This window comes from Actinoplanes sp. NPDC049668, from assembly GCF_044465445.1.
Lineage (GTDB): Bacteria > Actinomycetota > Actinomycetes > Mycobacteriales > Micromonosporaceae > Actinoplanes.
Genome location: NZ_JBITLR010000004.1, coordinates 588708 through 612132, shown reverse-complemented (window position 1 = coordinate 612132; position 23425 = coordinate 588708). Strand labels below are relative to the sequence as shown.

24 protein-coding genes and 18 tRNA genes are annotated in these 23425 nt (G+C 71.3%); 32 read left to right on the top strand and 10 right to left on the bottom strand.

Features of this window, described 5'->3' with window-relative positions:
• Window positions 1–177 precede the first annotated feature (177 nt).
• From ACIBSW_RS20145 to ACIBSW_RS20130, 4 genes are all read left to right on the top strand, one after another.
• On the top strand, window positions 178–435 hold the full coding sequence (locus ACIBSW_RS20145; protein ID WP_354724829.1) for a hypothetical protein: 258 nt from the start codon (window positions 178–180) through the stop codon (window positions 433–435).
• A 112-nt stretch (window positions 436–547) separates the two neighbouring features.
• Window positions 548–1195, top strand: a complete 648-nt coding sequence (locus ACIBSW_RS20140) for a YbaB/EbfC family nucleoid-associated protein (RefSeq protein ID WP_354724831.1) — start codon at window positions 548–550, stop codon at window positions 1193–1195.
• On the top strand, window positions 1195–1527 hold the full coding sequence (locus tag ACIBSW_RS20135) for a hypothetical protein (protein ID WP_354724833.1): 333 nt from the start codon (window positions 1195–1197) through the stop codon (window positions 1525–1527). Before ACIBSW_RS20140 ends, ACIBSW_RS20135 begins: the two co-directional genes overlap by 1 nt.
• A gap of 29 nt (window positions 1528–1556) precedes the next feature.
• On the top strand, window positions 1557–2345 hold the full coding sequence (locus ACIBSW_RS20130) for a hypothetical protein (RefSeq protein WP_354724835.1): 789 nt from the start codon (window positions 1557–1559) through the stop codon (window positions 2343–2345).
• A 33-nt stretch (window positions 2346–2378) separates the two neighbouring features.
• On the opposite strand, the gene ACIBSW_RS20125 is transcribed toward ACIBSW_RS20130, so the two are convergent.
• Window positions 2379–3188 carry an ATP-binding protein gene (locus ACIBSW_RS20125; protein ID WP_354724837.1) on the bottom strand — a complete coding sequence of 270 codons (810 nt, stop codon included), beginning with the start codon at window positions 3186–3188 and terminating at the stop codon, window positions 2379–2381.
• 324 nt (window positions 3189–3512) lie between these two features.
• Here ACIBSW_RS20125 and ACIBSW_RS20120 point away from each other — a divergent pair, with 324 nt between their 5' ends.
• The 3 genes from ACIBSW_RS20120 to ACIBSW_RS20110 all read left to right on the top strand — a co-directional run bounded on the left by ACIBSW_RS20120 (window position 3513) and on the right by ACIBSW_RS20110 (window position 5331).
• Complete coding sequence (locus tag ACIBSW_RS20120; protein WP_354724839.1) at window positions 3513–4379, top strand: sulfotransferase domain-containing protein; 867 nt, start codon at window positions 3513–3515, stop codon at window positions 4377–4379.
• A gap of 178 nt (window positions 4380–4557) precedes the next feature.
• Window positions 4558–4773, top strand: coding sequence for a hypothetical protein (locus ACIBSW_RS20115; protein WP_354724841.1), 216 nt, complete (start codon window positions 4558–4560; stop codon window positions 4771–4773).
• Window positions 4774–4794: 21 nt separating this feature from the next.
• The gene (locus ACIBSW_RS20110) at window positions 4795–5331 is read left to right on the top strand and encodes an O-acetyl-ADP-ribose deacetylase (protein ID WP_354724843.1); all 537 of its coding nucleotides are present in this window, start codon (window positions 4795–4797) and stop codon (window positions 5329–5331) included.
• Here ACIBSW_RS20110 and ACIBSW_RS20105 read toward each other — a convergent pair.
• The gene (locus ACIBSW_RS20105; protein ID WP_354724845.1) at window positions 5311–6426 is read right to left on the bottom strand and encodes a MerR family transcriptional regulator; all 1116 of its coding nucleotides are present in this window, start codon (window positions 6424–6426) and stop codon (window positions 5311–5313) included. The genes ACIBSW_RS20110 and ACIBSW_RS20105 overlap by 21 nt on opposite strands.
• 50 nt (window positions 6427–6476) lie before the next feature.
• Between ACIBSW_RS20105 and ACIBSW_RS20100 the strand changes: the two genes are divergently transcribed.
• Window positions 6477–6992: a GNAT family N-acetyltransferase gene (locus ACIBSW_RS20100; RefSeq protein WP_354724847.1), complete on the top strand. Its 516-nt coding sequence runs from the start codon at window positions 6477–6479 to the stop codon at window positions 6990–6992.
• Here the strand turns inward: ACIBSW_RS20100 and ACIBSW_RS20095 are convergent.
• Window positions 6974–8098 (bottom strand): alkene reductase, encoded by a 1125-nt coding sequence (locus tag ACIBSW_RS20095; RefSeq protein WP_354724849.1) that lies wholly within the window; start codon window positions 8096–8098, stop codon window positions 6974–6976. The genes ACIBSW_RS20100 and ACIBSW_RS20095 overlap by 19 nt on opposite strands.
• A 44-nt stretch (window positions 8099–8142) precedes the next feature.
• Here ACIBSW_RS20095 and ACIBSW_RS20090 point away from each other — a divergent pair, with 44 nt between their 5' ends.
• Window positions 8143–8769 (top strand): DUF1349 domain-containing protein, encoded by a 627-nt coding sequence (locus ACIBSW_RS20090; protein ID WP_354724851.1) that lies wholly within the window; start codon window positions 8143–8145, stop codon window positions 8767–8769.
• Between the two features lie 58 nt (window positions 8770–8827).
• Here the strand turns inward: ACIBSW_RS20090 and ACIBSW_RS20085 are convergent, their stop codons facing one another.
• Both ACIBSW_RS20085 and ACIBSW_RS20080 read right to left on the bottom strand, forming a co-directional pair.
• Entirely contained in the window at window positions 8828–9649 is an 822-nt protein-coding gene (locus ACIBSW_RS20085) for a tyrosinase family protein (RefSeq protein WP_354729793.1), read from the bottom strand.
• 43 nt (window positions 9650–9692) lie between these two features.
• Window positions 9693–10085 (bottom strand): tyrosinase family oxidase copper chaperone, encoded by a 393-nt coding sequence (locus ACIBSW_RS20080; protein ID WP_354729795.1) that lies wholly within the window; start codon window positions 10083–10085, stop codon window positions 9693–9695.
• A 245-nt stretch (window positions 10086–10330) separates the two neighbouring features.
• On the opposite strand from ACIBSW_RS20080, the gene ACIBSW_RS20075 reads away from it, so the two are divergent.
• Together ACIBSW_RS20075 and ppk2 are read left to right on the top strand one after the other, a co-directional pair.
• Window positions 10331–11143: a hypothetical protein gene (locus ACIBSW_RS20075; protein ID WP_354729791.1), complete on the top strand. Its 813-nt coding sequence runs from the start codon at window positions 10331–10333 to the stop codon at window positions 11141–11143.
• Window positions 11144–11170: 27 nt separating this feature from the next.
• Window positions 11171–12067 (top strand): polyphosphate kinase 2, encoded by an 897-nt coding sequence (ppk2, locus tag ACIBSW_RS20070; RefSeq protein ID WP_354729789.1) that lies wholly within the window; start codon window positions 11171–11173, stop codon window positions 12065–12067.
• Here ppk2 and ACIBSW_RS20065 read toward each other — a convergent pair whose 3' ends face one another.
• Together ACIBSW_RS20065 and ACIBSW_RS20060 are read right to left on the bottom strand one after the other, a co-directional pair.
• On the bottom strand, window positions 12068–12805 hold the full coding sequence (locus ACIBSW_RS20065) for a hypothetical protein (RefSeq protein WP_354729787.1): 738 nt from the start codon (window positions 12803–12805) through the stop codon (window positions 12068–12070).
• 11 nt (window positions 12806–12816) lie between these two features.
• A complete protein-coding gene (locus ACIBSW_RS20060; RefSeq protein WP_354729785.1) occupies window positions 12817–15381 on the bottom strand; it encodes a CHAT domain-containing protein in 2565 nt (854 codons plus the stop codon).
• A gap of 347 nt (window positions 15382–15728) precedes the next feature.
• On the opposite strand from ACIBSW_RS20060, the gene ACIBSW_RS20055 reads away from it, so the two are divergent.
• The gene (locus ACIBSW_RS20055) at window positions 15729–17309 is read left to right on the top strand and encodes a DHA2 family efflux MFS transporter permease subunit (protein WP_354729783.1); all 1581 of its coding nucleotides are present in this window, start codon (window positions 15729–15731) and stop codon (window positions 17307–17309) included.
• Between the two features lie 61 nt (window positions 17310–17370).
• Here ACIBSW_RS20055 and ACIBSW_RS20050 read toward each other — a convergent pair whose 3' ends face one another.
• Entirely contained in the window at window positions 17371–17712 is a 342-nt protein-coding gene (locus tag ACIBSW_RS20050) for a MerR family transcriptional regulator (protein ID WP_354729781.1), read from the bottom strand.
• Window positions 17713–17773: 61 nt separating this feature from the next.
• Between ACIBSW_RS20050 and ACIBSW_RS20045 the strand changes: the two genes are divergently transcribed.
• The 13 genes from ACIBSW_RS20045 to ACIBSW_RS19985 all read left to right on the top strand — a co-directional run bounded on the left by ACIBSW_RS20045 (window position 17774) and on the right by ACIBSW_RS19985 (window position 20790).
• Entirely contained in the window at window positions 17774–18841 is a 1068-nt protein-coding gene (locus ACIBSW_RS20045) for a 12-oxophytodienoate reductase (RefSeq protein ID WP_354729779.1), read from the top strand.
• A gap of 428 nt (window positions 18842–19269) precedes the next feature.
• Window positions 19270–19343 (top strand) — tRNA-Trp (locus ACIBSW_RS20040).
• Between the two features lie 99 nt (window positions 19344–19442).
• A tRNA-Glu gene (locus ACIBSW_RS20035) sits at window positions 19443–19516 on the top strand.
• Between the two features lie 12 nt (window positions 19517–19528).
• Window positions 19529–19599 (top strand) — tRNA-Gln (locus ACIBSW_RS20030).
• A 15-nt stretch (window positions 19600–19614) separates the two neighbouring features.
• Window positions 19615–19686 (top strand) — tRNA-Gly (locus ACIBSW_RS20025).
• Between the two features lie 45 nt (window positions 19687–19731).
• Window positions 19732–20175, top strand: a complete 444-nt coding sequence (locus ACIBSW_RS20020) for an HNH endonuclease (protein ID WP_354729777.1) — start codon at window positions 19732–19734, stop codon at window positions 20173–20175.
• Window positions 20176–20223: 48 nt separating this feature from the next.
• Window positions 20224–20294, top strand: a tRNA-Gln gene (locus tag ACIBSW_RS20015).
• Between the two features lie 5 nt (window positions 20295–20299).
• Window positions 20300–20372, top strand: a tRNA-Leu gene (locus ACIBSW_RS20010).
• A 13-nt stretch (window positions 20373–20385) separates the two neighbouring features.
• Window positions 20386–20459: transfer RNA gene (locus tag ACIBSW_RS20005), tRNA-Leu, on the top strand.
• 18 nt (window positions 20460–20477) lie between these two features.
• Window positions 20478–20551, top strand: a tRNA-Ala gene (locus tag ACIBSW_RS20000).
• A gap of 3 nt (window positions 20552–20554) precedes the next feature.
• Window positions 20555–20626, top strand: a tRNA-Asp gene (locus tag ACIBSW_RS19995).
• Between the two features lie 13 nt (window positions 20627–20639).
• Window positions 20640–20716 (top strand) — tRNA-Ile (locus ACIBSW_RS19990).
• A gap of 1 nt (window position 20717) precedes the next feature.
• Window positions 20718–20790: transfer RNA gene (locus ACIBSW_RS19985), tRNA-Arg, on the top strand.
• A 6-nt stretch (window positions 20791–20796) separates the two neighbouring features.
• Here ACIBSW_RS19985 and ACIBSW_RS19980 read toward each other — a convergent pair.
• Entirely contained in the window at window positions 20797–21315 is a 519-nt protein-coding gene (locus ACIBSW_RS19980) for a hypothetical protein (protein WP_354729775.1), read from the bottom strand.
• 35 nt (window positions 21316–21350) lie between these two features.
• Between ACIBSW_RS19980 and ACIBSW_RS19975 the strand changes: the two genes are divergently transcribed.
• The 7 genes from ACIBSW_RS19975 (at window position 21351) to ACIBSW_RS19945 (ending at window position 21950) form a co-directional block, all read left to right on the top strand.
• Window positions 21351–21425: transfer RNA gene (locus tag ACIBSW_RS19975), tRNA-Pro, on the top strand.
• Window positions 21426–21434: 9 nt separating this feature from the next.
• A tRNA-Ser gene (locus tag ACIBSW_RS19970) sits at window positions 21435–21524 on the top strand.
• Window positions 21525–21527: 3 nt separating this feature from the next.
• Window positions 21528–21599, top strand: a tRNA-Lys gene (locus tag ACIBSW_RS19965).
• A gap of 14 nt (window positions 21600–21613) precedes the next feature.
• Window positions 21614–21687, top strand: a tRNA-Glu gene (locus ACIBSW_RS19960).
• A gap of 14 nt (window positions 21688–21701) precedes the next feature.
• Window positions 21702–21784, top strand: a tRNA-Tyr gene (locus ACIBSW_RS19955).
• A 10-nt stretch (window positions 21785–21794) separates the two neighbouring features.
• Window positions 21795–21868: transfer RNA gene (locus ACIBSW_RS19950), tRNA-Arg, on the top strand.
• A 4-nt stretch (window positions 21869–21872) separates the two neighbouring features.
• Window positions 21873–21950 (top strand) — tRNA-Cys (locus tag ACIBSW_RS19945).
• An 805-nt stretch (window positions 21951–22755) separates the two neighbouring features.
• On the opposite strand, the gene ACIBSW_RS19940 is transcribed toward ACIBSW_RS19945, so the two are convergent.
• Window positions 22756–23352, bottom strand: coding sequence for an NAD(P)H-dependent oxidoreductase (locus ACIBSW_RS19940; protein WP_354730091.1), 597 nt, complete (start codon window positions 23350–23352; stop codon window positions 22756–22758).
• Window positions 23353–23425 lie beyond the last annotated feature (73 nt).

Below are 23425 nucleotides of genomic sequence, written 5' to 3'. Positions count from 1 at the left end.
CGCCCCCGTTAGCGCGTCCTATGTAACCAACAAGTTCGCGCGCCGGATCAAACTATCATGATCGATACGCCCTCGCGACCCTCTAATGTGTTGTTCCTTAATTTCACGTTCGACTTGATAACGATGCGTGGGCGGCGCTGAGCCCGGCAGGTTGACGGCGGATGAGATATTGGTCCGATGCTGCCGCGCCCTCCTCGCGTCTTCGAGGCAGAGGATGTCCTCTATGGTCGGGTCTCGCTCGAGGGTTACCCCTTCCGTCTGATCTACCTGGTCATCGCGCTGTCGTCGTACTACGCCGACGCCAAGATCCATCCGAGCGACCTGGGCCGGGTGGACGTCCTGCTGTCCGCCGCGGAGCTGCTGGAGAGCAGCGGCTGGGAGACGGTGGCCGTCGACGCCGGCGGCAAGCTGATCTGCCTGCGCCGCCGGGGCTGAGCGTCATCCCCAGGCGGTGGAAGTGAGGCAGCGTCGACCGGCCGTTTGCTAGTAGCGTCCCGGCGGTGCGGCGAGGGCCGCACCCCGGGCGCGGAAGGCGGAACGACCGATCATGGCGCAACCCCGCGACGACGTCTTCTTGCGGCTGCGGCGCGTCAGCGTGGAGCTGCGCGCGCTGAGCCGGGCCACCGGCGCGACGGTCCAACCCGGAGCGCGGTTCGAGGGCCGGGACGGCTCCGGGACGGTGACGGTCACAGTCGACGGTCGCCAGCGCGTCGAGCAGGTGCACCTCGACCCGCGCTGGGACCGGCGACTGGCCCGCGAGCGACTCGGCGAGGCGCTCCTGCGGGCGTACGGCGAGGCGGTGTGCGACCTGCTCACCGCCGGCGCGCGGGCGTTCGAGGACGCCGCGGGCGACGTCGACGAGGCCCGGCTGGAGCGGCAGGCCGAGGACGACCCGCGGTCGCACCGCCGGCGCTCCCTCGCCCCGGACGAGCTGCTCGGCGACGTGCAGGACCGGCTGCGGCAGATCGAGCTGCTCCAGCGCCACGGCGACGACCCGGCCGTCCGGGCTCCGGAGCGCCGCGACGCGACGGTGACCGGCCCGTCGGGCTTCGTCGAGATCACCGTGCACGCCGGCCGGATACACGACATCCGCGTGCCACTGAGCCGGCTGCCGGCCTTGGCGACGAGCGGCGCCGTCGCGCAGGAGGCCCTCGGCGCCTTCCGCGCCGCCACGCGAACAGAACGGAGGTCCTGATGGCGGGAAGCCCCGATGAGACGCGCGTGGTCAAGCAGGCCCTGCTGGACGAGGCGGCCAAGTGGTCGGCGCTCTCGACCGACATGACGGCGGTCCAGCGGCAGGTGGACGACCTCGCCCTGCAGGTGACGGCGTTCTGCACCGACAACCCGGTCACCGCGCAGGCGGCGAAGAACGCCTACGACGGCGTCTGGCACCTCGTGTCGAAGCTGGCGGGCGAGGCCGCGACCGAGTTCAGGCAGATCGACGAGGCCCTGCGCCGCGCGCACGAGGAGTACGAGGCCACCGACGGCAGGAAGGCCTACGACCTGAGCCGCGTCTACGGCAGATAGCAGCCCGACCGCGAACGGAGTGATTCCCGATGGCCCCGCCGCCCGGCGACGGTAGGAACATCAACTATGCCGGCACCGCCCTGAAGGACTCCACGGAGAAGGTGGCGGACCAGCACCGCAAGACCGGCGACGCCCTCGACAAGCTGATCAGCACCGTCGACGGGACGCTCTCCGAGCTCGGCGAGGTCAGCTGGCTGGGCGGCGTCGGCGGCGTCGCCGTCGCGCACTTCTACGGCGACAAGGTGCGCGACGCCCTGGAGCGGCTGAAGAAGGCCGTCGTCGAGGTGCTGGCCCTGGTGAAGAAGATCCTCGACGAGGGCATCCCGGTCTTCTCGCTGATCACCCGCGCGTTCGACTGGCTCGACCGGGTGCACGCGCCCGTCACGGCCATGTCGGACACCGCCGCGCGGTACACCGTCAACGCCAACAACTGGGACGGTCCGGCGAGGCGCGCGTACGACCAGCGGGTGCCGATCCAGGTCAAGGCGATCGACGGGCTCGCCGCCGCCGGCGGCGACCTGGCGAGCTGGCTCGCCGAGCTCGCCGCGGCCAACGCCGCCTACATCGTCACGCTGTTCAAGCCCCTGTTCGACATCGCCGGCGCGCTCGGCGCGGCGATCGCCGACGCGACGACGGTCGTCGGCGCGCTCGAGGCGATCGGCAAGAGCGGCGAGCTGGTCCAGATCGCGGTGAACGCCATGTACGAGGGGCTGGAGAACGGCGTCAACCATGTCACCGAGGTGATCGACAAGATGGTCGACGCCAGGAAGGTCACCGACGAGCTGGGCGACTCCTGGCCGCAGATGGTCACGGTGTGACGCGCTGGTCGCCGCGGCTCGAAGCGTTTGAGCCTACGGCGCCTCGGGGCGCGGGACGGCCCAGACGACCTTGCCGGTGGCCGTCGGCAGGGCGCCCCAGGAGATGGCGGCGGCGTGCACGGCGCGCAGGCCACGGCCGCGCCCGTCCGGCGCCGACCGGCCCGGCGGCGCGTCGAGCAGGCAGGGCAGCCGCGGGTCGCCGTCGCTGACGGCCAGGTGGAGCCCGCCGCCGCGCCGGCGGACGGTGACCGTGACGTCGGTGCCGGCGTGCTCGACGGCGTTGGCGACCAGCTCGCCGACGACCAGGCGGCCGGGGCCCAGCAGCCGGGGCAGATTCCAGGTCTCGCAGGCCTCGCCGATCAGGTCACGGGCCCGGTCCACCGCGCCGGGCCGCGGCGGGACCTCCAGCTGGACGTTGCTGACCGTCGGCGCCCGGTCCGTCACCGCGACATGGGCCTCGGGCATGGTCGCGAACATCGACAGCTGCCGCTTGACGCCGATCCGGTTGAGCCGGGCCGCCAGCGCCGTCGCCGTGGGAAGGCACACCGCCACCGACACCGGCGGGTGCATCGCCGCGCCGGTCGCGCCCATGGTCCACCAGGCCGGCGCGCTGGCGGCCAGCGGATCGCCCAGGTCGTGGAGGTCGACGATGACCATCGGGGGATGCTGCGCGAAACACTTGCTCACGGCGGCCCACGCGTCCATCCGCAGCGACGGATTCCAGCGGCCGTGCACCGCCACCTCGATCACCGCACCGGCCACGTCGGCGGTGACCGCCACCCGGCCGTCGCCGCGGGCCGGGGCGTGATTGATCAGGTACGGCGGCTTCAGTTCAACGGGCATGACTACTCCAAAGCAGCAGGCACCCGAGGAACAGGTGCGCCGCCCGCTTCTTGAGCAGCAACGATCTCGGCAATGACAGCGATGTCCAGCCTAGCCTCGGCCGCCCTGCAGAACTATCGCCCATATGTGGTATTGCGGCCCGATCTTCGATGCGACGCCACGGGGCGAACTCGCCGAGTTCGTTGTAGAGTGCCGCAACCCACATTCTTGTTCGGAGTGGTGAAGATTAACCGCACAGGGCGGCCCGCTCCGGAATCCCTGAAAAGCTGTTCTCGACTGTCCTGCGGTGCTACCCGGCCGCGCAGGTAAGAAGAGGTCAAGGCGATGATGAACCGCGCCGTCACGTTCACCAAGCACCACACACCGAACTCCATGCGGGTCGCGGCGAGACGGATGCTGTGCGAGGCGCACAACGCCAGGCTGCGGCTCACGGTCCCGGTGCGGTCCCGGTGCGAGTACGAGAACGTCTACCACTGCACGATGCGCAAGACGGCCAGCCAATGGATCAAGGCCATCCTCAACGACCCCGTCGTGTACCGGCACTCCGGGCTGCTCCCCTACGATCCCCGCCCGTACAAATGGCACCCGCCGATGGCCTTCCCGTCCGGCCGGGCGGTCTCGTCCCTGTTCATCTCGCACCAGGGCTTCCTGAAGATCCCGAAGCCCGAACGCTACCGGGCGTTCTTCGTCTGCCGGGATCCGCGCGACATCGTGGTGTCCAGCTACTTCTCCTACCGGAGCTCGCACACGCCGATGGGCGACGTCCCGCAGGTGCGCGCCGCCCTGCAGGGCAAGTCCCCGAAGGAGGGCCTGCTGTACGTGATCGACCACCACCGCAGGAAGGGCACCTTCAAGTCCCTGCGGGCGTGGGCGACCGCACCGAGCACGGAGGACGTCCGGATCTTCCGTTACGAGGACCTGACCGGGGAGCGGCAGCTGGAGGATCTCGACCGGATGCTGCGGCACTGCGGGATCGCCCTGCCGCCCGCGGAGCTGGCCGCGCTGCAGGCCCGGTACAGCTTCTCGAGGATGCGCGGCGCGCAGGCGGACTGCGCGGTCTCCCACTACCGCAAGGGCCGGCCCGGCGACTGGCACAACCACTTCGACGACGACGTCCAGGAGGCCTTCACCGCCGCCGCGGGCGACCTGGTCGAGCTCCTCGGCTACCCGGACGTTCCTCCTCAACGGTAGGTGCTGCTTCGGTATCGTGGCTGGGGATGGTCGATCACCAGGTGTTGCAGGACGGTCCGCATCGGCGGGTCGTTCGCGTCGGGGGCACGGTGCGCCGGCCCGTGCATCCGTGGTCGCCCACCGTCCACGAGTTGCTGCGGCACCTGGTGGGCGTCGGATTCCCGATCACCACGATGCCGTGCGCGGCTTCCGCCCGGCCGCCGTCCCGGGCTGGGCGTACAAGCTCGCCACGGCCGACGGCCTCGTCGACGAGGTCCTCGCGCAGCAGCCCCAGGTGCTGCGGCGCGCCGACCAGGGCAGGCAGCCGCAGGCGGCGTGGCGCGACGCCGGCGCCCTCGACGCGGTCGCGGCGCGGATCCGGTGGAGTCACGCCAACCGGCACCTGTTCGAGTAACCAGCCAGGAGGAGGGGACCAGTGCACGTCGAGCTCGTCACCGGCGACATCACCGCCGAGCAGGTCGACGCGGTCGTCAACGCGGCGAACTCGTCGCTGCTCGGCGGCGGTGGCGTCGACGGGGCGATCCACCGCAAGGGCGGGCCGGCGATCCTCGAGGAGTGCAGGGCGCTGCGGGCCAGCCACTACGGGCGTGGGCTGGCGGTCGGGCAGGCGGTGGCCACCACCGCCGGACGGCTGCCGGCCCGCTGGGTGATCCACACCGTCGGGCCGGTGTACAGCGCGGACGAAGACCGCTCGGCCCTGCTGCGCGGCTGCTACACCAACTCGCTGTCCGTCGCGGCCGAGCTGGGCGCGCGATCGGTCGCGTTCCCGCTGATCTCCTCGGGCGTGTACCGCTGGCCGAAGGACGACGCCGTCGCGCAGGCGCTGGCGGCGCTGCGCGGCGGGCCGTCCGCGGTGGAGTCGGTGCGCCTGGTCCTCTTCGACGAGCAGACCCGCCGTGTCGCGCAACGCGTGTACGAGGAACAGGCGGCTTCAGGCCACGATCAGGCGTAGGCCGAGCTCCGCCGCGTCGAGGCCGGCGAGCTCGCGGTTCCGCTCGGCCCACCGGCCCGAGGCGAGGTCGTCGCGGAGCCGGCCGACCGCCCGCCGCTCGGCCCGCGGCCCGACCCGGGTCCACACCGAGACGGCGCGGCGCACCTGCTCGTCCAGGTAGGCCTCGGGCCGGCGCCAGTGCGCCTCGAAGAAGCCGTCCGCGCAGTCCCACGGGATCGGCACCGGCTCCGTGCGGCCCCCGATCGCCCGGGTCAGCTCCGCCAGCGAGGGCCGGCCGGTCAGCAGGCCGGCGAACTCGGGCAGGTAGTCGCGGGTGAGCCAGAACCGCTGAAGCCAGGCGGCGTCGTCGGCGTCGTAGGTGAACACCACCACGCGGCGGGCCACCCGCCGCATCTCGCGCAGCCCGGCGACCGCGTCCGGCCAGTGATGAACGGTGCTGACCGCCATCGCGGCGTCGAAGGACCCGTCCTCGAACGGCAGGCTCTCCGCGGCCGCCGCCACGCACGGCGCCGCGCCGGCGGGGCGCTGCGCCCGCATGACCGCCGACGGCTCCACCGCCGTGACGTCGCGGTCCGGTGGCTCGTATGAACCGGTGCCGGCGCCGACGTTCAGCACCGTCCGCGCGTCGCCGAGCGCCGCCCAGATCTGCGCGGCGATCCGCGGCTCGGTGCGCCGCGTCGCCGGATAGGCGGACCCGATGGCGTCGTACAGCCGCGCGCCGAACACCTTCAGCTGCTCCTGCGGCGTCGTCTCGATCCCCATCGCCCGTGCCTCCAGTTCCCTGTCGATGGCCGTGACCATGGCGGCGGCGCGGTCGCGCTGGTCGACCAGCAGGCCGCGCAGCCGCCGCAGGTGCGCGACCGCGTCGGTGTCCGGGTCGTCGACCAGCACCGCCACCTCGCGCAGCCCGAAGCCCAGCCGCCGGTACGCGAGCACCTCGCGCAGCCGCTCCACATCGCCCGCCGCGTAGGCCCGGTATCCGGCCGCGGTCCGCGAGGACGGCCGCACCAGGCCGATCTCGTCGTAGTGGTGCAGCGTGCGGACGGTCACGCCGGCCAGCTCGGCCACGTGGCCGACGGTCAGTTGCTCTTCCACGCCACGGACTATGCGGCATGACGCCGCGTGAGGGGCAATACGGTATAGGGATGATCAGGTCGGCCGAGCTTCGGGACGCGCGCGGGATCGGCGCCCTCAAGGTCCGAGCCTGGCGGGCGGCGTACGGGGAATTCATGAGCAGCGACGTCCTCGACGCGCTGGACCCGGACCGGGAGGCGGACGACTGGGCCGGCTACCTGAGGTCGATGCCGGACGGTCACCGGCTGTGGGTGGCCGAGCGGGAGGGCACCGTCGAGGGCTTCTGCCGCACGGGCCCGGCGGTCGACGACGCCGACCTCGGCGACCGGGCCGCGGAGATCTACGGGCTCTACATCGCGCCCGAGCGCATCGGTTCCGGCCTCGGCGCCCGGCTGTTCCGGCACGCGGTGCTCGATCTCCGACGGCGCGGACACCGGCCCCTGTGCCTCTATGTCTACGCGCCCAACCGCCGCGCCCGGGACTTCTACCGGCGGGCCGGGTTCGAGCCCGACGGTGCCACCCGCCTGGACGAGGCGGATGGCACCGGCGTCGCCGAGCTGCGGCTGGTTCAGGGCAGGGCGGGGTAGTCCGTGTAGCCCCTGGCGCCGCCGCCGTAGAAGGTGGCCGGGTCCGGCTCGTTGAGCTCGGCACCCCGCTCCCACCGCAGCACCAGGTCCGGGTTGGCGATGAACGGGCGGCCCACCGCCACCGCGTCGGCCACGCCGTCGGCGACGAGCCGCTCGAGCTCGTCGCGGTCCGACTCCACCCCGAAGCCGGTGTTGAGCACGAGCGTCGAGGGCCAGAGCGCGCGCAGCTTGCCGATGATCGGATCGCCCGGCGCGGCCAGCAGGTGCAGGTACGCGAGGCCCAGCTCGGCGAGCTGGGTGGTGAGCACCTCGTAGACGGACGCGTCGTCCTCGGTGATGTCGTTGAACGGGTTCAGCGGCGAGATCCTGATCCCGACCCGGTCGGCGCCGATCGCGGCGCTGACGGCGGCCGCCACCTCGACGACGAAGCGGGCACGGTTGGCCGCCGAGCCGCCGTAACCGTCGGTGCGCACGTTCACGCCGTCGGCCAGGAACTGGTGCAGCAGGTAGCCGTTCGCGGCGTGCAGCTCGACACCGTCCAGTCCCGCGGCGACCGCCCGGCGGGCGGCGTCCGCGTACTCGGCGGCGACCCCGGCCAGCTCCTCGGTCCGCAGCTCGCGCGGCTCGGGGAAGGGCTGCGGGCCGGTCGCGGTGAGCGCATCGCCCGCGGGGCGTACGGCGGAGGGCGCGACCGGCGCCTGCCCGCCGATGGTGCTGCTGTGCGAGATCCGTCCGGCGTGCATGAGCTGCACCACGATCCGCCCGCCGTCGGCGTGCACCGCCTCGGCGATGCGGCGCCAGCCCTCCTGCTGCTCGTCGGTGTGCAGACCCGGGGTGTTCGGGTAGCCCTGGCCGACCGCCGACGGCTGGCTTCCCTCGGCGATGATGACGCCGGCACCGGCGCGCTGGCCGTAGTACTCGGCCTGCAGCGCGTTCGGGGTGCCGTCCGGGTTCGCCCGGTTGCGGGTCAGCGGCGCCATCCAGATCCGGTTGGGTGCCCGCAGCGCGCCGGCGGTCACCGGCCGCAGCAGAGAGCTGGCGGTGCTGAGTGGAGTAGTCGTCATGCCGGCGTCAGCAACGGGCGCGGCCGCGATCTTCCGTGACATGATCCTAATCACCATCGCGGATACGAGAGGGAGCGTGCGCACTGATGGATGACGATGTGGTCGAGGTGCCGGCGCTGCCGTTCCGGCTGGTCGCCTCGCATCCCGGTGTCTGGCGGCGCGACGGGGACGGCGCCGTGCTGGCGCAGGCGCCGGCGCACACCGACCTCTATGTCAATCCCGGCGGCGCGGACTCGGCCGACGCCGAGTCGTTGCTCAACGCGGCGACCCTGCTCGGCACGCCGCCGTCCGGCGACTTCCAGCTGAGCGCGCGGGTCGGCGTCGACTTCCGGTCGCAGTACGACGCCGGCGTGCTGCTGCTCTGGTTCGACGAGCGGAACTGGGCCAAGTTCTGCTTCGAGTTCTCGCCCGACGCCGAGCCGATGGTGGTCTCGGTCGTCACCCGCGGGGTCTCCGACGACGCCAACGCGTTCACGGTCGCGGACCGGTCGGTATGGCTGCGGGTGTCCCGCGTCGACCGGGTCTACTCCTACCACTCCTCGACGGACGGCTCGACCTGGCGGCTGATCCGGGTCTTCGCGCTGGGCGACGACGTGTCCGGGCACCGGATCGGCTTCGAGGCGCAGTCGCCGACCGGCGACGGATGCGCCGTGACCTTCTCCGACATCCGCTTCGCCGCGCGGCGCCTCGCCGATCTCCGCGACGGCTCCTGAGCCGGATCGACCGGCCCGGCCGGCGGCGGCCCGCCGCCGGCCGAGCCCGCCCGGCCACTCAGGCGTACGTGTACCAGCGCTTGTGGTCGAGCACGTCCGCCGGGCGCACGGTGTTCCACGGCGTCATCGTGTCGTTGAGGTCGACGACGTCCGGGGTGCCGGCGGTGGGCAGGTAGCCCGCGTCCGGATGCGCACGCTGCCAGTCCGACCACAGCTTGTCGATGTGGCAGTGGTGCAGCCAGAACACCGGGTCGTTGGGCGAGGTGCCGGCGAGCATGTCGCCGCCGACCCAGACGTGCACCCGGTTGTGCAGGTTCGGTCCGCGCCAGCCCTCGACCTGGTTGCGGAAGCCGGTGGCCGACGAGCTGTTCCACGGCGCGGCGTCGTAGGTGCCGATGGCCAGCACCGCGCGGGTCTCGGCCGCGGTCGGCAGCGACCGGGTGCCGGCGCCCAGCGCCCGGCGCAGATAGGTGCGCTCGTCGGTGCGCACGCTCAGCGCCCAGTTGCCGGCGCCGAACGCGAACGGCCCGGTGGTGACGCGGCCGTCGCCGGCGCGGCCGTCGCCGCCCATGAAGTCGGCGGACCAGATCGACGAGGTGGTGCTGCGGTCGACGGTCCAGTCCCAGTAGGGCAGGTCGACCGCGGGGTTGACGGCCTGCAGCGCGCGCTCGAAGTCGAGCAGGAACTGCCGGTGCCAGGGCAGGAAGGACGGCGAGCGGTGGCCGACCCGGTTGCCGTTGTCACTGTCGCCGAGGATGAAGCTGTTATGGGTACGGACGAACTCGTCGTACCGGCCGCTGCGCTTGAGCTCGAGCACGGCGCCGACGAAGTCGCGCTTCTGGTTCGCGGTGAGGTCACGCTGGTTCTTGCGTACGCCCATGGATCGGGTCGCCTTTCGATGAGGGGTCTGCCGGGAACGCGGATCAGCGGTGCCGGACGTGCACCAGCCGGGCGCCGTCGAGCTCGTCGACGGCGGCCCGGGCCACCTCCCGCAGCGTCCGGAAGGTCTGGTAGTGGTTCGCGACGCTGGTGTAGGTGCCGTCGGCGTTCACCATCACGTGCAGCGCGGCGCCGTCGATGACGACGTCGGGCATGGCCGCCGTGCCGGCGCCGCCGTCGGCGAGGGCGCGGGCCCGCGCGGCGGGTACGGCGGCGCCCTGGATGCGCCGGCCGCGGTAGGTCTCGTCGAAGCGTTCGCCGCTGTCGGCGGCGGCGACGGCCGGGTCGCCGGCCGTCAGCACCTGGACGCCGAGCGCGCCGGTGCCGACCGCCACCGCGCCGGCGGCCGTCAGCTTCAGCAACTCACGGCGATTCATGGTGGTCACTAACTTCCCCCTTGCTTGTGCGCTGAAGATTCCGCGGGTTAGGCCACCGTCTACCTAAGAACTTCTTGAATTAGACCGGTGTTTCCGAGGATTCTTCAGCTTGTCCCAAGGCGACGAAGCTAGCACCGTCGATCAACAACGGCTCGGTCGGGTCCTCGTCCGTCGGACAGGCGGGCCGTCCGGCCCCCGTCGGCCGCCGCGAGAATGTGCCCGATCAACGGGAAGGGAATCGGCCATTGTTCCGCTCGGTACGCCGCTTCTGGCGCTCGACCGCACCCGTCGTCCGGCACACTTTCGCGCCGATGTGGGCCCTGGGCATCACGCTCACCGCGGCCGGATGGGCCGGCGACGACCGCGGGTTCTGGTCGGACAAGCCGTTCCTGACGAACCTGGTGTCGTCGCTGACGGGTGCCATGTTCGGCATACCGGTGGCGCTGGTCGTCCTCCAGCGGGTCTCCAGCCGGCAGGCGAATCACGCGGAGAGTCACGCGCTCGCGGCGCAGGTAGCGAAGTCGACCGCCGACCTGCACGCCATCGCGGTCGCCATGGCGATGGGCAGCAGGCACCAGTACCGCTTCCGCGAGCTCGAGGCCAAGCTGCGCAAGGCCTCCGCCGGCCTGCTCACCGCGGAACGCAATCGCAGACCACCCGACGACATGACACGGATGGCCGTCCTCGGGCTGAGCAACCAGTGCGAGCTGTATCTGCCGAACCCACCCGAGTACGGCCTGCTGCTGCGGCAGGCGGCCCGGGAGACGGCGCGCCTGACCGTGCTGCGCACGCGCGCCCTCGAGATCGGCGCGCCGTGGGCGGAGGCGGAGGCCCTGGAGAACATCCGGCCGCCCGACACGGACGCGCGGCGGTTCGGCGCATGGCGGTCGGACGCCTTCAGCATGCCGGCACGCAGGGTGCCGGCGGACCGGCCGGAGTGGGCGCCGGCCATCGCCGCGCTCACCGTCGGCATCCACGAGGTCGGTGACATCAACCGGTTCATCGGGGAGACCCTCGTGGCGTGGAGCGCGGCGGGATCCTTCGCCGGACCCACCTGACGCGCCGCGTGGGCCGATACTGAGGCGGTGATACGTGAGAACTTCCGCGAGTACCTGGACGAGCTGCTGCGTGAGGGCTACAGCGTCCGGCACGACGAACACCTGTCGGATCCGGACCTGATCGATCCGGGCGGCAACCCGGTGGAGACCTGGCGTCAGGACTACCCGTACGACGAGCGCCTCGACCGCGACGTCTACGAGGAGCAGAAGTACCAGCTCCAGATCGAGCTGCTGAAGTTCCAGTACTGGACGCTGGACACCGCCACCAAGCATGTCATCGTGTGCGAGGGCCGCGACGCCGCCGGCAAGGGCGGCACGATCAAGCGGTTCATGGAGCACCTCAACCCACGCGCCGCCCGGGTGGTCGCCCTGACCAAGCCGACCGAGACCGAGCTGGGCCAGTGGTACTTCCACCGGTACGTCTCCCAGCTGCCGACCGCCGGCGAGATCGTGCTCTTCGACCGGTCCTGGTACAACCGGGCCGGGGTCGAGCGGGTGATGGGGTTCTGCAGCGACCGCGACTACGAGATCTTCCTGCGCCAGGCGCCGGTGTTCGAGGAGATGCTGGTGGAGAGCGGCTTCTCGCTGACCAAGCTGTGGTTCTCGGTCACCCATGCCGAGCAGCGCACCCGGTTCGCCATCCGGCAGATCGATCCGGTACGCCGGTGGAAGCTCTCGCCGATGGACATCGAGTCGCTCGACCGCTGGGACGCGTACACGACGGCGAAGGAGGCGATGATCGAGCACACCGACACCGACCACGCGCCGTGGACCTCGATCAAGAGCAACGACAAGAAGCGCGCCCGCATCAACGCGATGCGGTTCTTCCTCAACCAGTTCGACTACGAGGGCAAGGACACCTCGGTGGTCTTCCCCGCGGACACCCTGCTCGTGCAGCGCGGCCGAGACTCGATCAAGGACTGATCAACCCCACAGGCGTACGGTGAGCGGGTCCGCCGACGTCTGCCGCGGGCGGCTGAACGCGGCGATCCGCAGGCCGCTGCGGACCACGTCGGCGCTGAGCTCGAGCCGGGCGTCGCAGGCGGTCATCGCCGGGCTGGCCCGGACCAGCAGATGCATCCACTTGCTGCCGTACACCCGTGCGCCCTTGACGGCCTGGAAGTCCCAGGCCGGTTCCGGCTCGCCCGCGCCGGACGCGCTGATGACCGGCTGGATCTCCTGATACTCGAAGCCGAAACCGATCGAGCCGATGCCCGCCTCGACCTCGAGGAACTTCAGCGTCGGCGCCAGGCTGACCGTCACGTTGCGCTTCACCTCCTGCGTGACGAACAGCGGATGCAGGTCGAACGCGCTGGCCGTCAGGCCGGCCTCGTCGGGCTGCAGCGACACGGAGAACCGCGCCCAGTCGATCTCGGTGCTGTCGTGCTCGGGCCGGAACGAGCAGGCCAGCCGCACCAGGTGGAAGCTGGCCTCCGACAGCTTCGCGCGCATCGGGGCCGGGAGCTCGCCGGCGTCGAAGAGGTCGACTAGGTTCCAGACCTCGGGGCGCCCGATGCTGACGACCGGCAGGTTCCGCAGCGGATCGACCCCTCGCACGGGCTGCGTGCCGCGCTGCGTCTCGGCCGGCGGAACGGTGTCGTCCGCCGCCAGCTCGCCCTCCCAGAGCGGCCGCTGGATCGTGTCCGGTACCCGAAGCAACATGGTGCGACTCCTCATCTCGGTGCGGTCACCGGCCAGGTGATCGACCAGTCGCCGGAGAGCACGAACGCGTCCGACGAATGCGCCCGGCCCGGGCCGGCGGGTCTCGCGGCGGACACCGCGCGGGCGAGGCACCGGTCCAGGTCGAGGCCGTCGCGCCAGGCGCCGTAGAACGAGGCCATCAGCGCGGCGGTCGCCGGGTCGTCGACCCGCCACAGGCTCGCGACCAGGCAACGGACCCCGGCCTGCAGGAACGCCTGGGACAGCCCGGCGAACTCGTATCCGCCGAGTGGCTCGGCGACGCCGGTCTCGCAGCCGGAGAGGACGAGCAGGTCGAGCGTGACGGACTCGGCCAGGATCTCCCGCGCGGTCAGGACGCCGTCCGCGAGGACGATCCCGGAGTCCAGTGGCGAGCCGGGCGAGAAGAGCGCGTGCGCGGCGATGTGCGCGACCGGCGAGCGGCGCAGCCGGTCCAGCACGCGCGCCTTCGTCGCGGCGGGACCGAGCAGCGGTTCGACCCCCATCATCGCCGCGATCCGCGCGGCCTCGGCGCCGGCGTGCGCCAGGTTCCCGGTGGGGTCGCCGACCACGGTGGCCGGTCCCGGCGCGGCCGGGCGGCGATCGAGCAGGAACGGCAGCAGGCCCAGCGACTCCATGGTGACCAGCGGCAGCGCGCCGCCGTCCCCGGCGCGCCAGCCGGCCCGCGCCGCGATCAGTGACCACGGAAGTCGCAGCCCGGCGTCGTACGGCGCGAGGACGACCCGCTCGACGCCGCCGAGATGGGCGGAGACCGCCTCCAGCAGCGGGCGCAGCGGCCGGTCCCAGGTCTCGGCCCGGCGACCGGAGCCGGCGAGCACCTCGCGGTCGAAGCGGTTCACGATGTCGTCCCACTGTGCCGGCTCGAGGTCGACCGTGCAGACGTCCGGCGCGTCCTCGCCGGAACGAAGCACGAAGATCACCGTCCGCGAGTTGGTGAGGAAGACGGAGAGCAGCGCCGTCCCCGGCCCGAGCCGCCGCGCGAGATCTGCGAGGGTCTCCCAGCTGAGCGGGCGCCCGCGCCGCAGCGCCACGTAGGCCTCCGCGCGCGGATCGGCGGCCGTCATCGACGCCCACACCGCGTCGAGCTCCCCGCGCAGCGCCGTGCGCCGGGCGAGGCGGCCGTCCGAGCCGGCGTCGGTCACCCCGGCGTCCCGGCCGTGATCGACGAGTTCGACGGTGTCCAGCATCCGCAGCTCGGCGAAGATCTCCCGTTCCCGGCCGGCGTCCTCCGCGGGTACGCCCGCCGGCGCCGGCAGGTCCGCCCGCCCGATCAGCTCCGTCAGGAGCCGGGACTTGGCCGCCTCGGCGATCACCATCGCGCTGCGCAGCATGCGGTCGACGCCCGCCCGGGTCGCGACCGCCTCGGCGAGGACCAGGTACGCCGAGACCACCCGTTCGGCGATGCCGAGGCCGGCGGCGATGTCCTGCTGACCGAGCTTGTACGCCATCGGCACCGAGCCGAAGCCCCGGTCCAGCAGGTTGAGGGCGCGCACCCACTCCGCGAGCGCCGCGGCAAGACCCTGGTAGCTACCCGACACGAAGGTCCGTTCGCTGAGCGCGATGCCGAGCGCGTTGAGGTACCTCGGCAGCTCGCCGGCGCCGTCGGGCGCGGCGGCGACGGCGGCCTCGAGCGCCTCGATCGCCGCCTCCAGCCGTGCGGGGTCCCGGTCCCGCTGGTAGCGCTGCCACATCGTGCCGCCGATCGCGTAGTAGGCGGCATGCCGCATCGCCGAGCCCGCGGGTGCCCGCTCGGCGATCGCCCGCAGGCCGGCGATCGTCCGGGCCTCCTCCCCCGCGACCTGGGACTGCCCCGACCGGCGGAGCTGGAGCAGCCGCACCGTGCCCAGGCCCGCGGCGACGGGTGACCGGAGCCAGGAGTCCCGGTCAGTGATGGCCGCCGCGCTCTCGTACAGCCCGGCGGCACGGTCCAGGTCGGCGAACGACTCGGTGGCGGCGGCGCGTTCGAGGAGCGCGACGGCGAGGTTCACGCTCGCCGCCGCCCGCTCGGGCGCGCCGGCCGCGGCGAGCTCGACGGCGAGCTCCGCGACGGTGACCGATTCGTCGAGATCCTCGCGGTGGCGGGTGCGGTAGTACCGCTCGTGCAGCGCGTGCGACAGGTTGCTCAGGCCGCGGGCCCGGTCCGCCGGGTCCTGTACCACGGCGAGGGCGGCGCGGCCGTTCGTGATCGCGGCCTCGAGATCCTCGAGCGCACCGAGCTGGGTGTAACGGTTCACACACGCGACCGCCAGGTTTCCGAGCGCCGCCGTGGCGAGCTCGGTGCCCGGCGCCAGGTCCCGGCAGCGCCGGTAGCAGTCCATGGCGCTCGCCAGGTCGGCCGCGTCCCCCGACAACCGGTGGCGGTCCACCAGGCGGTTGCCGAGGCTGTTGAGCAGCTCGGCCCGGCCCAGGCCCGGCTCGGCGTCGTCGACCCCGGCCCGCAGCCGCGCGATCTGCCGGTCGAGCTCAGCGGCGTGCTCCGAGCGGCGAAGCGCCGCGGCCGGCCCGGCCACCAGCGCGCGTACCCGTGATCGAAAGGTCATCGGCCGCCCTCTTGCGCAGGTAGGACCGGCAACAGGATCGCACCGGCCGGATCGGCGGTGCCACGCCGATGTCCAAGATCCGACTGCCCGGCCGACGGGGCGCCGACATGGCGCGGATCACAAACGGTGAGGTCGGCGTGCGGAGCCGCCGAAAGGACGGCGCCTTATTTTTCGGGGTTGTCCGGAGGTGACTGTGCCGTCGGTCACCGTCCGGCCCGTGGCGGGGCCACCCCTGCAATGCTGGAAATATTGGATGATCGCGGCCCGGCCGCAGTGACACCATGGCCGTCTGCGTCGCGCGGGGCCTGGGATCCGGTGTGCCACGGGCGGCAGTCCGAACGACGAACATGGAGCTCCTTGTGACTGATCAGGCCGGCGCGCCCACGAAACTGGACGCCGCCGTATTCAAGATCGCCGGCGTGGTGGTCCTGGGCGCGATCATGTCGATCCTCGACATCACCGTGGTCAGCGTCGCGCTCCCGACCTTCCAGGACGTTTTCGACGCCACGTACGCCGAGGTCGCCTGGACCATGACCGGCTACACCCTGGCGCTCGCGACGGTGATTCCGCTCAGTGGCTGGGCCGCCGACCGGTTCGGCACCAAGCGGCTCTACATGCTCGCGCTGCTGCTGTTCACGCTCGGCTCGGTGCTCTGCGCCACCGCCGACACGATCGAGCAGCTCGTCGCGTTCCGGGTGCTGCAGGGCCTCGGCGGCGGCATGCTCATGCCGATCGGCATGACGATCATGACCCGCGCGGCCGGCCCAGAGCGGATCGGCCGCCTGATGGCGGTCCTGGGCGTTCCGATGCTGCTCGGCCCGATCGCCGGCCCCATCCTCGGCGGCTGGCTGATCGAGGCGTACAGCTGGCACTGGGTGTTCCTGATCAACCTGCCGATCGGCATCATCGGCCTGGTGTACGCGCAGTTCGCGCTGCCGAAGGACGACCCGCAGCCGTCGGAGTCGTTCGACGTCGTCGGCATGCTGATGCTCTCGCCCGGCCTCGCGCTCTTCCTGTACGGCGTCTCGTCGCTGCCGGAGACCAGCTCGATCACGGCCAACAAGGTCTGGATCCCGATGCTCGTCGGCGCCCTGCTGGTGATCGGGTTCGTCTTCTACTCGTTCAAGCCGAAGCACCCGCTGCTGGACCTGCGGCTGTTCAAGAACCGCAACCTGGCGATCGCGTCGATCTCGCTGTTCGTGTTCATCATCGCGTTCATGGGCGCCGGCCTGCTGTTCCCGAGCTACTTCCTGCAGGTTCGCGGCGAGTCGACGCTGCACGCCGGCCTGCTGATGGCGCCGCAGGGCCTCGGCGCGATGCTGACGATGCCGATCGCCGGCGCGCTGGCCGACAAGATCCCGGTGGGCCGGACCGTGCCCTTCGCGATGGCGCTCATCGCCGCCGGCTTCTTCACGTTCACCCAGGTCGGCGTGGACACCTCGTACTGGCTGCTGTGCGGCTCGCTGTTCGTGATGGGCCTCGGCATGGGCGGCACGATGATGCCGATCATGACGTCGGCGCTGCGGACCCTGGGCAGCCACGACGTGGCCCGCGGCTCCACGCTGGTGAACATCCTCCAGCAGATCGGCGGCTCGATCGGTTCCGCGATCATGTCGGTGATCCTGACCAGCCAGCTCAACAAGTCGACCCCGATCCCGGGCATGACCACCCCGGACGGCAAGCCGGTCACCGAGGCCGGCGTCGCGATCGCCAGCCAGCACGGCCTGCTGCCGGCGCCGGTGCCGCCGTCGCTCATCGAGCGCGGCCTGGCGTTCGTCGCCGACTCGTTCGCCACCACGTTCATGGTCGCGTTCCTGCTGGTGCTGGCGACGTTCATCCCGATCGCGTTCCTGCCCCGCAAGCGGGTGCCCGCGGCGGAGACCGGCGGCGACGGCGACCGCGCCGAGACCCCGATCCTGGTGCACTGAGCAAGTCGCTTCCGGCCGCGGCGCGCATCCGACTCCTCGGATGTGCGCCGCGGTCTTTTTGTCAGACGGCGTACTGCTCGACCAGGCCGGCCAGGATGTCGCGGGTCCGGTGCAGGGAGCTGATCTGATCCTCGACCCGGGCCAGCTCGGTGCGCAGCCGCTCGGCCAGCCAGGGCGTGCGGATCGCCTCCTCGGAGATGCACGGCAGCACGTCGTGGATGGTGCCGCTGGACAGGCCGGCGGCGAGCAGGGTCCGGATCAGCGTCACGCGCGCGACCGCCGAGTCGGGATAGTGCCGCTGCCCGCCGGGGCTGCGCTCGCTCGCGAGCAGGCCCTGCTCCTCGTAATAGCGCAACGATCGCGCGCTGGCGCCGGTCGCCGCGGTCAGGTCCCCGATCCGCACGGGTGTCTCCCTCGCCACAAAACTTGCCCCTGACGTCAATGTCAGGTTTTACCGTAGCGCCATGACCACGACCTGCACCACCGCGCTCGGCTCCCTGCTCGCGCCGGTCGACCTCGCCGGCCTCCCGCTGAGCAGCCGCGTCGCGATGGCGCCGATGACCCGGTTCCGCTCACCCGGCGGCGTCCCGACGCCCGAGGTCGCCGCCTACTACCGGCGCCGGGCCGAGCACGGCATCGGCCTGATCATCAGCGAGGGTGTGCTCGTCGGCCACCCCAGCGCCGGCCACGAGACGACCGTGCCGCGGATGACCGCCGGCGCCTCCGAGCACGGCTGGCTGGGGGTGACCCGCGCGGTGCACGCCGCCGGTGGCCGGATCGCCGCGCAGCTCTGGCACCTCGGCAGCGCGCGCGAACCGGTGGACGGGATCGCGGCCTGGACCCCCTCGGGCCGGCCCGGCGGCAGCCACGCGATGACCCTCGCCGACATCGACGCGCTGCTCGCCGCGTACGCCGACGCCGCCCGGGTGGCGGCCCGGGCCGGGTTCGACGCCGTGGAGATCCACGCCGCGCACGGCTACCTGCTCGACGAGTTCCTCTGGCCGCGCACCAACCGCCGCGCCGACCGTTTCGGCGGGTCACCCGCGGCCCGGGCCGCGTTCCCGGCGGAGGTGATCCGGGCGGTCCGCGCGGCCGTGCCGGCCGAGATGCCGATCATCGTACGGTTCTCCCAGTTCAAGGAGCGCGACTACGCCGCCCGGATCGCCGGGTCACCCGCCGAGCTGGCGGTGCTGCTCGACGCCTTCGCCGCGGCGGGCGCCGACGTGCTGCACGCCTCGCAGCGCAACTTCGCCGAACCGGCGTTCCCCGGCTCGCCGCGCAACCTGGCCGGCTGGGCGAAGCACCTCACCGGCCTGCCGTCCATCACCGTCGGCTCGGTCGGGCTGACCCGGGACTTCCTCGGCTCCGGCGCGCTGCGCGGCCTGCTCGAACGGCTCGACGCCGGCGAGTTCGACCTCGTCGCGCTCGGGCGAATCCTGCTGCGCAACCCGGCGTGGGTGACCCTCGCGGCGGCCGGGCGCCTCGACGAGATCCACGACTACCGCAAGTCCGACGAGGACGCCTACTTCTGACCGCCCCGCGGCTCGGCCCGCACCAGGCTCCACCGCCGGCGGAGCACGGAATCTCGCCGCGATAAATAACTGGCGGGAATTCCGGGTGCTGCGGCAGAGTGATCCCAACGCCGACGGCGGACCGGAAATCCGGCCGCAAAGGCGTTGACGAATGAAGCGTTGTCGGTCATCCTTGATGGCGATACCGCACCGAGAGTCCCGAGAGGAGTTGAACCGTCATGTCGTGGCAGCCGAACTGTGCGATCGCCCAATCGAGGGCGGCGCGGTGTGGCCAAGCCACGCCCGTCGTGACGGTGAAACTTACCCTGCGAGGTTACGAAACCCTTCGTGACCTGGAGCGTTGGAGCGGTTAGCGCAGTTGTGTCTGCGCATACGCCGCCCTCCTCCGTACCCGGGGAACGGGCGGTTTTTTCGTTCTTGATTGTCTGACGGGTGTAGCTCAACGGCTTAGAGCACCGGCCTCCAAATCCGAAGGTTGCAGGTTCGAATCCTGCCACCCGTGCGTGCCCTGAATTCGTTCAGTGGAATTGATGTTTGTCAACTCAACAGTGGATGGCATGTATATTCGGCACCCATTCTTCAATTGGGTGCCGATGATTTCCGCCCGTGAGGCTGAGGTAGGTAGACCACCGGACTCTCGATCCGGAAGACCGGGTTCAACCCCCGGACGGGCGACGCGGCACCCCATGGGGGTTCGGCTAACGGCAGGCCGCCGAGCTTTGACCTCGGTCGTGCAGGTTCGAGTCCTGCACCCCCAGCACGTGCACGTTCCCGTGGCTGTAGCACAACGGTCAGTGCGCCGCCTTGCCATGGCGGAGACCGGGGTTCGACTCCCCGTAGCCACTCATGTCCAGCACTACCGACGACGAATCAGAAAGGAGGTGGGCCCGGTGACCGCGGTCCTCGTCTTGAATGCCGACCTCGGCCCGCTGCACCGGGTCACCCTCAAACACGCGATCCGCATGCTGTGCCGCAGAGTCGCTGAGGTGCACGACGCCGAGCCGGACCGGCTCATCGGCGTCTACCCGATGCCCAAGGTGGTCCGGCTGGTCGCCTACGTGGTGACCCGCTGGCGGCACAACCGCGGCCCCGCCTGGTCCCGGCCCGGCGTGCTGGCCCGCGACGGCCGGCGCTGCGGGTACTGCGGCAGGGACGCCTCGACCATCGACCACGTCCTGCCGCGCTCGCGCGGCGGGGAGAACACCTGGATCAACACCGTCGCCGCGTGCGGCCGGTGCAACCAGCGCAAGGGTGACCGGACCCCGACCGAGGCCGGGATGCCGCTGCGGAACCCTCCCCGGGTCCCCAGCTGGGCACAGCTCACCGCGCGCTGAAAGGGTCCGGGCCGTGCGGGCATCGCTACCCCCGCCGGCCCGGGCCGATGCGAGCTGGTGCAACGGCAGCACACCCGGCTCTGACCCGGGCGATGGAGGTTCGAATCCTCCGCTCGCAGCTCCCGCCCTCGTAGCCCAACGGCAGAGGCAACGGTCTGAGGGACCGTACGGTGCGCGTTCGAATCGCGCCGAGGGCACGCGACAACCCATGCCCGGGTAGCCCAACGGTAGGAGGCACCGCGCCCAGAACGCGGGCAGTGCAGGTTCGAATCCTGCTCCGGGTACGCGACAGCACGTTTCCAGGGCTCGTAGCTCCAACTGGCAGAGCAACGCTTTTGCACGGCGAAGGTTGTCGGTTCGAATCCGACCGGGTCCACATGTCGACGTAGCTCAGTGGTAGAGCATCCGCCTGTCGAGCGGAGGGTCGCGGGTTCGATTCCCGTCGTCGGCGCGCATCGTTTCGTCTCGCCGTGGCCCAGCTGGTAGGGGCGCCTCGCTGATAACGAGGAGGGCGCAGGTTCGAATCCTGCCGGCGAGACCAGGCCTCCATAGCTCAGCGGATAGAGCACCGGATTACGGATCCGGGTGTCCGAGGTTCGAGTCCTCGTGGAGGCGCCTTTGCTAGTCCAGGTCGTGTTCCTCCAGCCCTCGCATGATTCTCATTCGCGCCGACCCGAAGTCCTGGCAGTCCGCATCGGATGACAGGTCCGCCACCTCGCGGAGCACCGGTTCGACGTCGATCCCGAGCTCGCGGGCCCGGTTACACAGCCACCAGATCGCCATCAGCTGGTCGCGAGGATCGGCGCCTTTATCCATCGCGGAGACGTGCAGAAGCCGGCGACGGAACTCTCCTACCGAGTTCCACTCCCTCGGTAGGTGGGCACCCCAGCGGAAGGACGGGTAGTCCCGAAAGATGTCTCGGACCTGCTCTCGAGTCGGCGAACCGCCCGTCTCGTACGCATCCAACAGCGCATCGAGCGCGGCGGCCGCCTCGGCCGCCACCCCGGCTTCTTCCACCGGCGGCCGTGCCCGAAACTTGGCCGCCCAGTTCGGATCGCTGAGATCGACCGGGCGGTTGGCGATGTCCCGCAACAGCTCATCGATCACGGCGACATCCGCACGGACCTCAGCAAGATTCATCTCGTGATCGTGTCATCCCCGCACGCGGGGACCACCGGGCCATGGCGCAGCTTGGTCAGCGCGCTCGCTTTGGAAGCGAGAGGACGCCGGTTCGAATCCGGCTGGCCCGACGCACCTTTGGAGGAGCCAGCCGACAGTCGGCGCCGGCCGCCGTCTCGAAAACGGTTGGGGCTTAGCCGCCCGTGGCGGTTCGACCCCGCCCTCCTCCGCTCGCGCCGCGAGCATGGATGGTCATGCTCCGGACTTTTAATCCGGAGAGCAGGGTTCGAGTCCCTGGCGGCGCACGCAGCAGCACCTTGGCGCGGTGGACGAAGAGGTAGAGTCACCCGGCTTTCACCCGGGAATGTGCGGGTTCGAGTCCCGTCCGCGCTGCGTAACGCCTTCATGCGGGCGCGCCGACGCTGGAGAGTCGGTCCTGGCTGTAACCCAGGTGCCTCAGGCTGAGGGGGTTCGAATCCCTCCGCCCGCACGCGTGAAATGCCTCCGTAGCTCAGCAGGACAGAGCGCGACGTTCCGAACGTCGAGGCCGCTGGTTCAAGTCCAGCCGGGGGCGCGACGGCCTCGTGGCGTTCCCGGCGGAGCGCCCCGCCTGCAAAGCGGGTGACCCACTTCCGGTTCGACTCCGGGCGGGGCCTCGACCATGCCATCCACTGAAGAGTTGCAGGTGTTTCGCCGCTTGGTGCGACCACGCGGTATTGCTCAGCAGTTCCGGGTGTGCCGAGGAACGCGGCTGCGGCGTGTCCGTCGCCGGCGAGCCGGTATCGCAGCCAGGCCGCCAGGTAGCCGAGCCGAGGTATCCCCCACCGTCGTCCTGGATCGTGTTGTGGCCGGCGGCGCGCAGAGCCGCGCGGACGGCCGGGCCGGGGATCCGATCGTAGTATCCGGTCAGGGTGCGTGGCGGTGAGATCAGGGTGTCGCGTCCGCCGGTGAGCAGCAGCACCGGGACGGTGACCCGGGAGACGTCGATCTCGTCCGCGTCGGGGATCCAGATCGGGTCCGGCGGGTTGACCACGACGACCGTCCTGATGAGACCGTCGGCGGCGAGCGTGGCGCGGGCGGCGCCGCCCGCGCCCTGGGAGTGGCCGGCGGCCGCGACCGGGTGGTGTCCAGCGTGCCCGCGCAGCGGCCGGCCGGATCTGCGTTCTCGGCGATGAGGTGTGCGGTGTCGCCACGATGCCCGCGTAGCCGCCCCCGTCGGACAGCCGTTCGGCGGCGCCCAGGATCGCTGTGCCGGCCGCGTTCAGGCGTTCCTGCACGGCCATCAATTCCCGCCATCCGCCGCCCTCCGGCTGTGCGGCGGCGGGAACGCCTCCCAGCGACACCCCGGCTAAACCCGCGGCGATCACCGCGGCCCTGAGTCTCATCATCCCGTCCCCTCCATGGCTTCAACTCAGGCCACCTTCCTGGGGACGGACCAGACGGCACATGCGTGCCCAGCCCTCAATTTCCCGGGTAAGGGTTGGCGGCACGGGCGGTGCGCAGTGCCTGCGCCCACCACGAGAGCTGTTCCAGCAGCGCCTTGGCGTAGCCCTCCGCCGCGGCGTCGAGCGGTGCGCCGTCCTGCCAGGCGTGGAAGTAGTCGGGAAAGGCCAGTCCGTCCCGGATGGTCACCGCGTGCAGCTCGGTGAGCACGTTCTCGAGGTGAAGGACCGCGTGCCGGCCGCCGGCCGCGCCGCCGTAGCTGACGAACGCCGCGGGCTTGGCCGTCCACTGGGTGAAGTGCCAGTCGATGAGCGCCTTCAGCGATGCCGGGTAGCTGTGGTTGTACTCCGGTGTGACGATGACGAACGCGTCGGCTTCCGCCAGCCTCCTGGTGACGTCCTTCATGCCCTCGGGGCGGGGGTAGTCGTCGCCGGCGAACTTCGGCGGCGCGGCCGGCAGCGCCAGCGGAATGTCCACCCCGGCCGGATCGATGACATCGACATCGAACCCGCCGTGCGCCCTGGCCCGGTCCGCCACCCAGGCGGCGACGACCGGCCCGAACCGGCCCTCGCGGACGCTGCCGATGATTACCACGAGCCTGCTCTTGTCAGTCATGCCGTAGACGATCTGCCGTTCCGGGCTCGTCAGCCAGGCCGGGTGCAGGCTGGCCCCCGCAGGGCCACCCTTA

What these genes read in the sequence shown, in the direction of transcription:
- ACIBSW_RS20055 (WP_354729783.1), top strand. Translation starts at nt 15,729, where the DNA reads ATGGAGCTCCTTGTGACTGATCAGGCCGGCGCGCCCACGAAACTGGAC.
- ACIBSW_RS20100 (WP_354724847.1), top strand. Translation starts at nt 6,477, where the DNA reads ATGATCAGGTCGGCCGAGCTTCGGGACGCGCGCGGGATCGGCGCCCTC.
- ACIBSW_RS20060 (WP_354729785.1), bottom strand. Translation starts at nt 15,381, where the DNA reads ATGACCTTTCGATCACGGGTACGCGCGCTGGTGGCCGGGCCGGCCGCG.
- ACIBSW_RS19940 (WP_354730091.1), bottom strand. Translation starts at nt 23,352, where the DNA reads ATGACTGACAAGAGCAGGCTCGTGGTAATCATCGGCAGCGTCCGCGAG.
- ACIBSW_RS20125 (WP_354724837.1), bottom strand. Translation starts at nt 3,188, where the DNA reads ATGCCCGTTGAACTGAAGCCGCCGTACCTGATCAATCACGCCCCGGCC.
- ACIBSW_RS20080 (WP_354729795.1), bottom strand. Translation starts at nt 10,085, where the DNA reads ATGAATCGCCGTGAGTTGCTGAAGCTGACGGCCGCCGGCGCGGTGGCG.
- ACIBSW_RS20130 (WP_354724835.1), top strand. Translation starts at nt 1,557, where the DNA reads ATGGCCCCGCCGCCCGGCGACGGTAGGAACATCAACTATGCCGGCACC.
- ACIBSW_RS20090 (WP_354724851.1), top strand. Translation starts at nt 8,143, where the DNA reads ATGGATGACGATGTGGTCGAGGTGCCGGCGCTGCCGTTCCGGCTGGTC.
- ACIBSW_RS20135 (WP_354724833.1), top strand. Translation starts at nt 1,195, where the DNA reads ATGGCGGGAAGCCCCGATGAGACGCGCGTGGTCAAGCAGGCCCTGCTG.
- ACIBSW_RS20045 (WP_354729779.1), top strand. Translation starts at nt 17,774, where the DNA reads ATGACCACGACCTGCACCACCGCGCTCGGCTCCCTGCTCGCGCCGGTC.
- ACIBSW_RS20065 (WP_354729787.1), bottom strand. Translation starts at nt 12,805, where the DNA reads ATGTTGCTTCGGGTACCGGACACGATCCAGCGGCCGCTCTGGGAGGGC.
- ACIBSW_RS20085 (WP_354729793.1), bottom strand. Translation starts at nt 9,649, where the DNA reads ATGGGCGTACGCAAGAACCAGCGTGACCTCACCGCGAACCAGAAGCGC.
- ACIBSW_RS20140 (WP_354724831.1), top strand. Translation starts at nt 548, where the DNA reads ATGGCGCAACCCCGCGACGACGTCTTCTTGCGGCTGCGGCGCGTCAGC.
- ACIBSW_RS19980 (WP_354729775.1), bottom strand. Translation starts at nt 21,315, where the DNA reads ATGAATCTTGCTGAGGTCCGTGCGGATGTCGCCGTGATCGATGAGCTG.
- ACIBSW_RS20095 (WP_354724849.1), bottom strand. Translation starts at nt 8,098, where the DNA reads ATGTCACGGAAGATCGCGGCCGCGCCCGTTGCTGACGCCGGCATGACG.
- ACIBSW_RS20120 (WP_354724839.1), top strand. Translation starts at nt 3,513, where the DNA reads ATGATGAACCGCGCCGTCACGTTCACCAAGCACCACACACCGAACTCC.
- ACIBSW_RS20145 (WP_354724829.1), top strand. Translation starts at nt 178, where the DNA reads ATGCTGCCGCGCCCTCCTCGCGTCTTCGAGGCAGAGGATGTCCTCTAT.